This window comes from Mesorhizobium sp. LNJC391B00 (assembly GCF_000502535.1).
Classification (GTDB): Bacteria; Pseudomonadota; Alphaproteobacteria; order Rhizobiales; family Rhizobiaceae; genus Mesorhizobium.
In genome coordinates this window covers 326,011-338,035 of record NZ_AYWI01000002.1, presented here as the reverse complement: position 1 = coordinate 338,035, position 12,025 = coordinate 326,011, and the positions used below count along the sequence as shown (strand labels likewise).

Sequence of the window (12,025 nt, the reverse complement as noted above, 5' to 3'; positions counted from 1 at the left end):
GCGTTGGTCGAGGCGAGACTCAGCCGGCCTTGCGAGCCGGTTCTGTAGAAGTTGACTTCGCTGCCCCGAAAACATCCTCGAAGGCGGATTTCAGCGCCAGGTCGAAATCGGCCATGGTTACGGGCAGGCCGAGGTCGACGAGGCTGGTGACGCCGTGATCCGGCACGCCGCATGGCACGATGCCGCTGAAATGGCTGAGATCCGGCTCGACATTGACGGCAATGCCATGAAAGCTCACCCAGCGCCGCAGCCGGATGCCGATGGCCGCGATCTTGTCTTCAGCCGGCGAGCCGTCGGGCAGGGACGGGCGCTCGGGCCGCACCACCCAGACGCCGACGCGGTCCTCGCGGCGTTCGCCGCGCACATTGAAGGCGGCAAGCGTGCCGATGATCCACTGCTCGAGCGCGGCGACGAAGGCGCGCACATCCTCGCGCCGGCGCTTCAGGTCAAGCATGACATAGGCAACCCGCTGCCCCGGCCCGTGATAGGTGTATTCGCCGCCGCGCCCCGCGGCAAAGACCGGGAAACGGTCGGGGTCGATCAGGTCCTCGATGCGGGCGCTGGTCCCGGCGGTGTAAAGCGGCGGATGCTCGACCAGCCAGACCATCTCGGCGGCTGCACCCGCGCGGATCGCCTCGGCGCGCGCTTCCATCAGGGCCAGCGCATCGGTGTAGCCGGTCAGGCCGGGCTCGATGCGCCATTCGACCGGCGCCGAACCCGGCAAGGGCAGGAACGACGTGGCGATCTGGCTGCGTTCGGTCATGGCTTTTTCGTTTTTCGCGTGATGCACGCCGGCTTGGCGAAACCGCCTTGCGCTCTGGGGCCAAATGCATTTGCCCTTCATATGGCGGTATCCGGCTGAAACGTCCAGTTCGCCACGCATTTCGGCCTTCGCGCACGACCCCGAAGATAGGAACGATCTTCGGAAAGGATCATGCGCCAAATCAAAGTGCTGCAGCGTCCTTTGCGCGTCCCACAGGAGGCGCGGCGCTGTAGAGGCCGATATGCCAATTCGCGGCGATTATTGCGCGCCGCGCCCTTGTTTCGCAGGAAACGATTTGCTACACGCCGCGAGCCGGTTCGTTCCGGCTCCTACCACGGGCGGTCGTGGCGGAATTGGTAGACGCGCAGCGTTGAGGTCGCTGTGGGGCAACCCGTGGAAGTTCGAGTCTTCTCGACCGCACCATAATTTTTCGGCCATTGAAATCATTGCGGCTTCTCAGGCCGTCGACGCCAAATCATCGCCTTTGGCGCTTGAACCGGCCGCAGCAGAGTTGCAACAAGAGGTCGCAGAGCCGCACGCGAACGCCGCTTGGCTCGCACCGGCCAGCCTCCTGCACCTGAGTCCCCGGCTTTGCCGGTGGCGGGGCAGGGGATGTGGTTGACCTAAGCGGCGCGTCGTTGCGGGAAATGGAGACCCGGACGGGCTCGACGAGGGTCAACGGCCGTCACGACGGTGTGGTGGTGATCGCAGTAGACGCGATCCGGCGACGTCGGCCCGGCACAAAACCGGTAACCACCGGGTACCGACCGGTCTTCGCTCACCGGGAAGCGGCACTGGTGCAGGCCTAGCTGAATGAGGGGGACGTCTCTCGACGCTGGTCTGATATTTTCACGCATGATGGTTTTCAGTTTCCTGGTTCATAGCCATTGCCGGCTGACGGCCGCGATGCGACCGGTCGGAGCGAGCTTCTCTCGTTTTGGAGGGCTGTGGACCACATATGGTGCTGATAGCACCGTCAAAGAAGCCCGGCGCCCCGCTTCTGCAGCCAAATCGTTTGCGACTTAAGGCCACACCCGCGAGCGCCCGAAGCACCTGTCCGGCCGGGATTTGCCGGCGCGCCGTTGCATAGCCTCAGTCCGTCGCCGCCGATCGCTTGAAGACGATGGTGACCCTGGTTCCCTCGCCGGCACTCGACTTGACGTCGAATTGCGCCTTGGCATTTTCGGTCAGCGACCGCGCGATCAAGGAGCCGAGCTTGCCGGGCCTGGGCCAGGTCTCACCCGTCGGCAGACCGATCCCATCATCGGCGACAGTCACCCGGCAACCATCGCCGCTGACGACGCTGTGCAGCGTGATCGTGCCGCCATCGCGCCCGACGAATGCATGTTTGAGAGCGTTGGTCAGCAACTCATTGACGACCAGGCCTGTCGGCATGGCAACGTTGATGGATACCGGATAGGTATCCACCTTAAGGTCGAGGCGGATACCTTCGACTGCGTGCGACGCCATGACGGCGGACGCGATCTGGCTAAGGTACACGCCAAGATCCACCTCATCCTTCTGCTGGTCAGCCGACAATGTCTGGTAGAGGATTGCCAATGCGTCTACCCGGCCGGCAAGCCTTTCGAAACGCTTCTGGTCCGGTTCGGTGGCGTTGCGGGTTTCCATCCGGATCAAAGCGGTGATCATCTGCAGATTGTTTTTCACCCGATGCTGCAGTTCGCGCAACAGGGTGTCCTTCTCCCGGATGAGCTCCTCCGCGGGTCGCGCGTCCTCGGTCTCACCGTGTGCCGTGACGTCGACAAGCGCCACCAGCCGGAAGCAGAGCTTGCCGTTGTCGTCCTCGATAACGTTGGAATAAACGTCGACGATTGCCGGCTTGTCCTCGCCGCGCTCGAGGCGAAACGTGCCGACGAAATCGGTGTCTTCAACGACAGCCTCGGCGAGCGGCCTGTCCTTCTGCCGATGAAGCCCCCTGCCGGAAAGGGCCGCCCAGTTTTCCCGCGCAAGCTTCGGCGCCTTGAGGTCCGAGAGCTTCTCGAATTCGGGATTGGCGTAGACGACACGTTCCTTCGCGATCAATTCCGAGACGGCGATCGCGATCGGCATCTGGTCGAGAAATTTCTTGAACTGGTCGCTTTCCAGCGCGGTGGCGAGGTCAGGCGTATCGAGCAATTGCTCGACAGCGTCAGCCTTATCGGAGTCTGTCATCTCGGCGCCTGCGTGATGCGTGGAAGCCATCAATATCAGGCATGCAATTCACCCGCCATCTCCAATATCGAAGGGGATACGACAGCGTCACTACTGGTGCGGGCCGCGTCGCGCAGCGCTCCACCGCCTGCCGCTCACGAACGAATTGGACAGAAGGCATTTTTCTCAGGGCCGCCGAACTTTGAAAAGAAATGTCTATGGAATTTGTAGAATTACGCTTTGAATGGGATCTCGGTACTGCTCGCAAGCCTTGGCGGCCTTCGCCTCCTGAGTTGAGATCAGTGCTCTCGTTGCCAAGCAAGTCGGCTCCCGATGAGGGAGTTGCTCCGCCGATCGCTATGCGGCCGGCAGACGGCGGAGCATTGCCACCAGCCCGCGGCTTTAGAGGAAGAGGTTCCCATGACCAGACTTACCCCCGTAGAGCAGATCATCCCGGATGCCGATATTGTCCCGCTTACCGGACGCGTCGGCGCAGAGATCAGGAACATTCGGCTCTCCGGCGACCTGCCGCAGCAGACGGTCGCGGCGATCAACCAGATCCTGTTGCGGCACAAGGTGGTGTTCTTCCGCGACCAGGCGCATCTCGACGATGCCGAGCAGGAGCGCTTTGCCCAGCGTCTCGGCGACCTCGTCCCGCATCCGACCCAAGGTCCCGTCAAGGGAACGGCGTCCATTCTCGAACTCGATTCCAGCCGTGGCGGCGGTCGCGCCGACCAATGGCATACCGATGTCACCTTCGTCGACGCCTATCCGAAATTCTCCGTTCTTCGCGGCGTCGTCATACCGCCGGCCGGCGGCGACACCATCTGGTCGAACACCGCGGCCGCCTATCAGGACCTGCCCGAGCCGTTGAAGCTGCTGGCCGACAATCTCTGGGCGGTGCACAGCAACGCCTACGATTACGCCGCGGTGCGGCCGCGTGCGAGCGCCGCGGAAAAGAAGCACTTCGAGGAAATCTTCACCTCGACGATCTACGAGACCGAGCATCCCGTTGTCCGCGTCCATCCCGAAACAGGCGAGCGCTCGCTGCTGCTCGGCAATTTCGTGCAACGGCTGATCGGTCTTTCCAAAAGCGATTCGGCGAAGCTCTACGAGGTGTTCCAGTCCTATGTCACGGCGCCGGAGAACACCGTGCGCTGGCGCTGGAAGGCCGGCGATGTGGCGATCTGGGATAACCGCGCGACGCAGCACTACGCCGTCAACGATTACGGCGACCAGCACCGGGTGGTGCGTCGCGCCACGGTCGACGGCGACGTTCCGGTCAGCGTCGACGGCCGCCGCAGCGCCACCCGCACCAAGGTCGCGAAGCCGGCAGCCGACAAGGCTGCCTGAGGCGCGGTCGAACGCGAAGGCCGCTGTTCAGGCGGCCTTCTTCATACGTGACAGCGTATCGGCGACCACCTCACCAAACGAGGACGGCGTCGGCACGATGATCACACCGGCCTCCTTCAGGATTTCGACCTTTTCCTGCGCCGACTCGCCGAAGGCCGAGATGATGGCGCCGGCGTGGCCCATGCGGCGGCCTTTGGGGGCGGAGAGGCCGGCGATGTAGGCGATCAGGGGCTTGCGCATATTATCGCGCGCCCAGATCGCGGCTTCGGCTTCCTGCGGTCCGCCGATCTCGCCGATCATCACCACCGCGTCGGTGTCGTCATCCTGTTCGAACAGTTTCAGCATGTCCTTGAAGGACGAGCCGTTGATCGGGTCGCCGCCAATGCCGACGCTGGTCGAGACGCCGATGCCGAGCGACTTCATCTGCGACGCCGCCTCGTAGCCCAGGGTTCCCGAGCGGCCGACAATGCCGACGCGGCCAGGCAGATAGATGCTGCCGGGCATGATGCCCATCAGCGCCTGTCCGGGCGTGATGACGCCGGCGCAGTTCGGCCCGATCAGCCGCATGCGGTCCTCGTAGCGGTAGCGCAGCATGTAGCGCTTGACCTGCATCATGTCCTGCGACGGGATGCCGTCGGTGATGCAGACGCAGAGTTTTATGCCGGCGTCGGCCGCTTCCATGATCGAATCGGCGGCAAAAGGCGGCGGCACGAAGACGATGCTGGCCTCCGCGCGGGTCTCGCGCACCGCGCCCTTGACCGTGTTGAAGACGGGCAGGCCAAGATGCTTCTGGCCGCCTTTGCCGGGCGTAACGCCGCCGACCAGCTTGGTGCCGTAGCGCTTCATGTCCTCGGCATGGAAGCTGCCGATCTTGCCGGTGAACCCCTGGACGATGACGCGGGTGCTGCGGTTGAGCAGGATTGCCATTTTCTCGACCTCCCTAGAGCATGATGCCGAAAAGTGTGAAGCGGTTTTCGGACGACATCATGCTCCATCTGTTTGATTTTAGAGACGGATTCAGATTTCAGGTCGATTCGACCTGAAATCATCCGGCTCTAGGCTGCTTTTTTCTTGGTGGCCGCGCGCCAGGCAGCGACGGCTTTTTCGGCGGCTTCGGCCAGCGTGTCGGCAACGATTACCGCCTCGCCGGAATCGGCCAGGATGCGGCGGCCTTCCTCGGCCTTGGTGCCGGAGAGACGGACCACCAGCGGCACGTTGACGCCGACCTCGCGTATCGCCTTGATGATGCCTTCGGCGACCCAGTCGCAGCGGTTGATGCCGGCGAAGATGTTGACCAGGATGGTCTCGACATTCTTGTCGCCGAGCACGGCGCGGAAGGATTTCGCCACCCGCTCGGGCGAGGCGCCGCCACCGATATCGAGGAAGTTGGCCGGTTCGCCGCCGGCGATCTTGATCATGTCCATGGTCGCCATGGCGAGGCCGGCGCCATTGATGATGCAGCCGATATTGCCGTCGAGGCCGACATAGGAGAGGCCACGGTCGCTGGCGAAGGTTTCGCGCGGATCTTCCTGGCTCTTGTCGCGCAGCTCGGAGATTTCCGGCCGTCGGAACAGCGCGTTCTCGTCGAACGACATTTTGGCGTCGAGCGCGATCAGATTGCCGTCGCGGGTCACCACCAGCGGATTGATCTCCAGCATCGAGGCGTCGTAGTCGCGGAACACCCGGTAGCAGCTGAAGATGGTCTCGGTCGCCTTGCCGATCAGATTGTGGTCGAGGCCGAGCCCGAAGGCGATCTCGCGCGCCTGGAAACGCTGCATGCCGACGCCGGGATCGACCGATGTGCGCAGGATGGAGTTCGGCGCCTTTTCGACGATGTCCTCGATCTCCATGCCGCCGGCAGCCGAAGCCACGATCATGACGCGCTCTTCCTTGCGGTCGAGGACGAAGCCGACATAGAGCTCCTGCGCTATGTCGACGGCTTCCTCGAGATAGAGGCGCGAAATCAGCTTGCCGCGCGGGCCGGTCTGCTGTGTCACCAGCTTGCGGCCGAGCATGGCTTCGGCGGCGTCGGAGATCTCCTCGTCATTGGCGCAGAGCTTGATGCCGCCGGCCTTGCCGCGGGCGCCGGAATGCACCTGCGCCTTCAAGACCCATTTGGCGCCGCCGATCTCGCGCGCCCTGTAGGTCGCCTGCTCGGGGCTGTAGGCCAGCCCGCCGCGCGGCACATGCACGCCGTGGCGTGCCAGCAGTTCCTTGGCCTGATATTCGTGGATGTCCATTTTGTCCTCCCTGAACGGTCAATGCGCGGCGACGCGCGGCTCACTCGAGAATTGACCGGCGCGTTCGATTGCCTCGTTGACCACCAGAACATTGCGCGCCATGCGTTCCGACGCGGCGTCGATCATCTTGCCGTCGAGGGCGGCTGCTCCCTTGCCCTGCGCCTCCGCCTCCTTCAGCACTTCGAGGATGCGCCGGGCGCGGGTGACCTCTTTTTCCGGTGGAGAGAAGACGTCGTTGGCGAGCGCGATCTGCGAGGGATGGATTGCCCATTTGCCTTCGATACCCAGCGCCGCCGCGCGTCTGGCGCCGGCGACGTAGCCCTCCGGATCGGAGAAGTCGCCGAAAGGCCCGTCAATCGCGCGCAGGCCATAGGCCCGGCAGGCGACGGTCATCCGCGACAGAGCGAAATGCCACTGATCGCCGGGATAGTCGGGGTTGAGGCCGCCGATGTTGACCGTGCGCGCCTTGCAGCTTGCCGCATAATCGGCGACGCCGAAATGCATGGCTTCCAGCCGGCCGGGTGTCGCGGCAATCGCCTCGACATTGGCCATGCCGAGCGCGGTCTCGATCAGCGCTTCGAGGCCGACGCGGGTCCTGAAACCCTTTGCCATCTCGATCTGGTTGACCATGGCCTCGACCATGTAGAGGTCGGCCGGCACGCCGACCTTCGGCACCAAAATGGTGTCCAGCCGGTCGCCGGCCTGCTCCATGACGTCGACCACGTCGCGGTACATGTAATGGGTGTCGAGCCCGTTGATGCGCACCGAGACGGTCTTGCCCTTGGCGCGCCAGTCGATGTCGTTGAGCGCCTGGATGATGTTCTTGCGGGCGCGCTCCTTGTCGGGCGGGGCGACGGCGTCCTCGATGTCGAGGAAGATGAAGTCGGCGGCGCTGTTGGCCGCCTTGTCGATCATTTCCGGACTGGAGCCGGGAACCGCCAGTTCGCTGCGCTGCAGGCGGAGTTTCTTCAGATGGTTGATGGTGTGGCTCATCGTTGGCTCCCTCAGGCGGCTTCGGCGACCGGCACGGCGGCCGAGGCGCGGAAGTGCTGGATGGCGGCGCCGACGCCGGAGCCGGGCGCCAGCCGTACGCCGCAGTCGAGCAGCGCCATTTCGGCGGCCGAGAGCGAGGCCAGCACCATCACCTCGTTCACCCAGCCGAGATGGCCGATGCGGAAGACCTTGCCGATCACCTTGTTGAGGCCGCCGCCGAGCGAGGTCTGGTATTTCTGGTAGGCGCGCTTGACCACATCGCCGCTGTCGACGCCGTCCGGCACCAGGATGGCGCTGACGGTGTCGGAGTGCCATTTAGGCGTCTTGGCGCAGAGCTTCAGGCCCCAGGCGTCGACCGCCTTGCGCACGCCTTCGGCGAGGCGATGGTGGCGGGCGAAGATGTTTTCCAGCCCTTCCTCGGCGATCAGGTCGAGCGAGGCGCGCAGGCCGCGCAGCAGCTGCGTAGCCGGCGTATAGGGGAAATAGCCGGCGTCGTTGGCGCGGATCATATCTTCGAAGGAGAAGAAACAGCGGCGGTGGGTGGCGCTCCGCGAGGCCACCAGCGCCTTCTTGCTGACGGAGAGGAAACCGAGGCCGGCGGGCAGCATGAAACCCTTCTGCGAGCCGCTGACCGCGCAATCGACGCCCCATTCCTCCTGGCGAAAGTCGATCGAGCCGATCGACGAGACGCCGTCGACGAAGAGCAAAGCAGGGTGGTTGGCGTCATCGAGCGCGGCGCGGCAGCCGGCGACGTCGCTGGTCACGCCGGTCGCGGTCTCGTTCTGCGTGCAGAAGACTGCCTTGATGCGGTGCGCCTTGTCGGCCCTGAGCCGCTCCGCATAGAGCTCGAGCGGCACGCCGGTTCCCCATTCGCAGTCGATGACATCGACCTCGAAGCCGAGGCGCTCGGCCATGTCGACCCACAGATGCGAGAACTGGCCGAAGCGCGACATCAGCACGCGGTCACCGGGGCTGAGCACATTGGTCATCGCCGCTTCCCACGCGCCGGTGCCGGAGGAGGGGTAGATGAAGACGCGGCCGGTCTCGTTCTTGAACACCGTCTTGATGTCTTCGAACAGCGGCAGCGTGAGATCGGGGAAGGATGCTGCACGCATGTCTTCCATCGGCAGGTTCATCGCCTGCCGGACCTGTTCGGGGATGTTGGTCGGTCCGGGAATGAAAAGATGGATGAAACCGGCCATGTCGCGAACTCCTCCTGATCCAGCAAAGCGGTGAGGGGAGTTTCGTCTCGACGGCTAATGGCAACAACACCTCAAGGGGTAACATCTTGCCGCGCGCGGGTGGGGGTTGCCTACCCGGGTGACCTACCCGCGGCCAGTCGCTCGCCTACCCCAACGGCTGCTTCTGGGTACGCCTCTCCCGCGCGTAGAGCGCGACTGCCATCGCCCGGTTGCGGACGTCGAGCTTGTCGTAGAGATTCTTGAGGTGGTATTTCACCGTGTTCTCCGAAATCCCGGTGCGCGTCGCGATCTGCAGATTGGTCCAGCCGTCGGACAGCACGGCCAGCAGCTCGCGCTCGCGCACGGTGAGCAGCGACAAGGGTGTGTCGTTGACCTTGTTGATGTCGATGTAGGGGATGCAGATGCGGCCATGCGCGACGGCCAGGATGGTCTCGAAGATGATCGCCGGATCGTCGAACTGGAAGCAGTAGCCCTGGGCGCCGAGCCGCACGCACTGCTTCAGGATGCCGATGTCGTGGTCGTTGGAAAACACCGCGATGCGCACGCCCAGCTTGCGGCTGTGAACCTCGGCCAGCACATCGGCGCCGTCCATGTCGGAGAGCTTCCAGCCGATAACGGCGACGTCGAATTCCGCTTCGGCTGCCAATTCCAGAAAATGCCTGCCGCTTTGCACGCAGGCCCTGAGATCGAAGCGCCCGTCGCAGTCCAGCATGTCGCGCAGCGCCGATATGACGAGCGGATTGCGTTCGGCGACGACCACGCGCACGCGCCGTTCCTCGATTGCCTTCTGCGTCTGTGACCTGATCTTCAAGGGCTTCCGGCTGTTCTGGTTCCTGGCCTGGGCGGGTCCGGCAGATGGCAGGACCTGCATCATGACAATTCTGCCCCAACCGTGCTCGGGTGCTCTTTCCCCAGCGACATGTGCTGTCGCGCCGCCTGAATCCTGGGCGGCGTCATATCCTGATGAAATCGCTCTCTCGCCCATATGCAGGGCGGGGCGCATTTCGTTTGATATTCCCGTGCGTTGCGCGCTAGACCTGACAGGCACCTTTTCCGAAATTCCCATGGCGGGAGCCGCTGGTGGAACGCCAGGACGACCACACGACCGGCGCCAAAGCCGCTGACGATGCCCACGCCGACATCTATGGCGAGGACGGCGCCGTCCTGTCATCATTCCTAGCCCAGATCGGGGCGGCGATCGCCGATCGCGATACGCTGACGCTGAAGCGCGAAGTCGACGACCTGCACCAGTCGGAACTTGGCGATCTGCTCGAGGCACTGCACCCCGAACAGCGTCGCGCCCTTGTCGAACTGCTCGGCGCCGACTTCGACTTCTCGTCGCTGACTGAGGTCGACGAGGCGATCCGCCGCGATATCGTCGACAATATGCCCAATGAGCAAATTGCCCAGGGCATGCAGGACCTCGATTCCGACGACGCGGTCTACATTCTCGAAGACCTTGAAAAGGAAGACCAGGACGAGATCCTGTCGCAGCTGCCGTTCACCGAGCGGATCAGGCTGCGCCGCTCGCTCGACTACCCGGAAGAGACCGCCGGTCGCCGCATGCAGACCGAGTTTGTCGCCGTGCCGCCGTTCTGGACCATAGGCCAGACCATCGACTACATGCGCGAAGACAAGAACCTGCCCGAGCGCTTCAGCCAGATCTTCGTCATCGATCCAAGCTTCAAGTTGCTCGGCGCCATCGACCTCGACCAGATCCTGCGCACCAAGCGCACGACCAAGGTCGGAGACGTGATGCACGAGACGAGGCACGCCATTCCGGCCACCATGGACCAGGAAGAGGCGGCGCGGGACTTCGAGCAATACGATCTTCTGTCCGCCGCCGTCGTCGACGAGAACGAGCGGCTGGTCGGCGTGCTGACCATCGACGACGTCGTCGACGTCATCCAGCAGGAGGCCGAGGAAGATCTGCTGCGCATGGGCGGCGTCGGCGACGAAGAGCTCTCTGACAGCATTCTTTCGACCTCGCGCTCGCGCGTGCCCTGGCTGCTGGTCAACCTGTTGACGGCGTTCCTGGCGGCTTCGGTGATCGGCCTGTTCGACCGCACCATCGAGCACATCGTGGCGCTGGCCGTGCTGATGCCGATCGTGGCCGGCATGGGCGGCAATGCTGGTTCGCAGACCATGACCGTCACCGTGCGCGCGCTGGCGACCAGGGATCTCGACATCTACAATGCCGGCCGCATCATCCGCCGCGAAATGGGCGTGGGTTCCATCAACGGCATCATCTTCGCCGTGCTGATCGGCATCGTCGCGGCCGTCTGGTTCCGCGATGCCAATCTGGGCGGCATCATAGCGGCGGCGATGATCATCAACATGTTCGTGGCAGCCCTTGCCGGTATCCTGATCCCGCTATTGCTCGACCGGTTCAAGATCGACCCGGCGGTGGCGTCGGCGGTTTTCGTCACTACGGTCACCGACGTCGTTGGCTTCTTTGCCTTCCTCGGGCTGGCCACCTGGTGGTTCGCTATCCCTTGAGAAAGTGGCGTTGCGGGTTTAATTGACTTTTACGTAAATGTGGTGCGAGGCTTGCGCGGGGTTTCATGCCGAGTCCGGCTTGGAACGGGGTTGATCGGAATGCGTTGGAAATCCCGGGCGACCGGGCGTTTTCCGATGTTCCGACATTTGGAGCAAAGATGCGGGAATATTATTCGATCACCGAACTGACCCGCGAATTCGACGTGTCGACGCGGACGCTGCGCTTCTACGAGGATGAGGGGCTGGTGCAACCGGTCCGGCGGGGCCGCACAAGGCTGTTTCGCCCATCTGACCGGCATCTGATCCGCCAGATCATGCGCGGAAAGCGGCTCGGCTTCTCGATCAACGAGATCCGCGAAATCATCCAGATGTACAAGGAACCGCCCGGCGAGGTCGGTCAACTCAACCTGATGATCAAGCGCATCGAGGAAAAGCGCGAGGATTTGCGCCAGAAGCGCCGCGATCTCGAGGAGACGCTGGCGGAGCTCGACCAGGCGGAGGAGTCTTGCGTCGAGCGGCTGGTGGAGTTGGGGGTTAATACCTGAGCGGACCGTCGAGCGTTTGCGCGCGCCCGTCGCAAACGTTCGCGATTAGCCGGAGCCCTTCCACACTTCGTCATTCTAGGGCGAAGCAGGAGCGAAGCTCCGTCGCGGAGACCCTAGAATCCATTCCGTGACATCGGTCGTGGAGTGCAGCGGTAGAGAATTCTGGACCATAGCAACGCTCTGGAGTCGCGGCATGGATCCTCGGGTCTGTGCTGCGTCGCTACGCTCCTTACTCCGCCCGTGGATGACGAAGAGATGGGCGTTTCGGCTAGTCGCCAA

Annotated in this window: 10 protein-coding genes and 1 tRNA gene; 4 read left to right on the top strand and 7 right to left on the bottom strand. The window is 63.5% G+C overall.

The window, feature by feature from the left end; genetic code table 11:
• Positions 1 to 19 precede the first annotated feature (19 nt).
• A complete protein-coding gene (gene lipB / locus X750_RS158365; protein ID WP_023735909.1) occupies positions 20 to 763 on the bottom strand; it encodes a lipoyl(octanoyl) transferase LipB in 744 nt (247 codons plus the stop codon).
• Positions 764 to 1,101: 338 nt separating this feature from the next.
• On the opposite strand from lipB, the gene X750_RS158370 reads away from it, so the two are divergent.
• A tRNA-Leu gene (locus tag X750_RS158370) sits at positions 1,102 to 1,186 on the top strand.
• Positions 1,187 to 1,855: 669 nt separating this feature from the next.
• Here X750_RS158370 and X750_RS158375 read toward each other — a convergent pair.
• Positions 1,856 to 2,935: a histidine kinase dimerization/phosphoacceptor domain -containing protein gene (locus X750_RS158375; RefSeq protein WP_023685214.1), complete on the bottom strand. Its 1,080-nt coding sequence runs from the start codon at positions 2,933 to 2,935 to the stop codon at positions 1,856 to 1,858.
• Positions 2,936 to 3,334: 399 nt separating this feature from the next.
• Between X750_RS158375 and X750_RS158380 the strand changes: the two genes are divergently transcribed.
• Positions 3,335 to 4,267 (top strand): TauD/TfdA family dioxygenase, encoded by a 933-nt coding sequence (locus tag X750_RS158380; RefSeq protein ID WP_023739133.1) that lies wholly within the window; start codon positions 3,335 to 3,337, stop codon positions 4,265 to 4,267.
• A 27-nt stretch (positions 4,268 to 4,294) separates the two neighbouring features.
• Here X750_RS158380 and sucD read toward each other — a convergent pair whose 3' ends face one another.
• The 5 genes from sucD to X750_RS158405 form a co-directional block, all read right to left on the bottom strand.
• Complete coding sequence (gene sucD, locus X750_RS158385) at positions 4,295 to 5,194, bottom strand: succinate--CoA ligase subunit alpha (RefSeq protein ID WP_023670795.1); 900 nt, start codon at positions 5,192 to 5,194, stop codon at positions 4,295 to 4,297.
• Between the two features lie 128 nt (positions 5,195 to 5,322).
• The gene (locus tag X750_RS158390; protein WP_023746860.1) at positions 5,323 to 6,507 is read right to left on the bottom strand and encodes a malate--CoA ligase subunit beta; all 1,185 of its coding nucleotides are present in this window, start codon (positions 6,505 to 6,507) and stop codon (positions 5,323 to 5,325) included.
• A gap of 18 nt (positions 6,508 to 6,525) precedes the next feature.
• Complete coding sequence (locus X750_RS158395; protein ID WP_023746859.1) at positions 6,526 to 7,500, bottom strand: CoA ester lyase; 975 nt, start codon at positions 7,498 to 7,500, stop codon at positions 6,526 to 6,528.
• An 11-nt stretch (positions 7,501 to 7,511) separates the two neighbouring features.
• Positions 7,512 to 8,702: an aminotransferase class V-fold PLP-dependent enzyme gene (locus tag X750_RS158400; protein ID WP_023746858.1), complete on the bottom strand. Its 1,191-nt coding sequence runs from the start codon at positions 8,700 to 8,702 to the stop codon at positions 7,512 to 7,514.
• A gap of 145 nt (positions 8,703 to 8,847) precedes the next feature.
• Positions 8,848 to 9,468 (bottom strand): response regulator transcription factor, encoded by a 621-nt coding sequence (locus X750_RS158405; protein WP_031203282.1) that lies wholly within the window; start codon positions 9,466 to 9,468, stop codon positions 8,848 to 8,850.
• Between the two features lie 314 nt (positions 9,469 to 9,782).
• Here X750_RS158405 and mgtE point away from each other — a divergent pair, with 314 nt between their 5' ends.
• A complete protein-coding gene (gene mgtE / locus X750_RS158410; RefSeq protein ID WP_023670790.1) occupies positions 9,783 to 11,201 on the top strand; it encodes a magnesium transporter in 1,419 nt (472 codons plus the stop codon).
• 158 nt (positions 11,202 to 11,359) lie between these two features.
• Positions 11,360 to 11,746, top strand: a complete 387-nt coding sequence (locus X750_RS158415; RefSeq protein ID WP_023685221.1) for a MerR family DNA-binding transcriptional regulator — start codon at positions 11,360 to 11,362, stop codon at positions 11,744 to 11,746.
• The last annotated feature ends 279 nt before the right edge of the window (positions 11,747 to 12,025 follow it).

Bases quoted from the DNA above. Each gene is read 5' to 3' on its own strand.
- X750_RS158395 (WP_023746859.1), bottom strand. From the start codon at position 7,500: ATGAGCCACACCATCAACCATCTGAAGAAACTCCGCCTGCAGCGCAGC.
- X750_RS158375 (WP_023685214.1), bottom strand. From the start codon at position 2,935: ATGACAGACTCCGATAAGGCTGACGCTGTCGAGCAATTGCTCGATACG.
- X750_RS158415 (WP_023685221.1), top strand. From the start codon at position 11,360: ATGCGGGAATATTATTCGATCACCGAACTGACCCGCGAATTCGACGTG.
- lipB (WP_023735909.1), bottom strand. From the start codon at position 763: ATGACCGAACGCAGCCAGATCGCCACGTCGTTCCTGCCCTTGCCGGGT.
- X750_RS158380 (WP_023739133.1), top strand. From the start codon at position 3,335: ATGACCAGACTTACCCCCGTAGAGCAGATCATCCCGGATGCCGATATT.
- sucD (WP_023670795.1), bottom strand. From the start codon at position 5,194: ATGGCAATCCTGCTCAACCGCAGCACCCGCGTCATCGTCCAGGGGTTC.
- X750_RS158400 (WP_023746858.1), bottom strand. From the start codon at position 8,702: ATGGCCGGTTTCATCCATCTTTTCATTCCCGGACCGACCAACATCCCC.
- X750_RS158390 (WP_023746860.1), bottom strand. From the start codon at position 6,507: ATGGACATCCACGAATATCAGGCCAAGGAACTGCTGGCACGCCACGGC.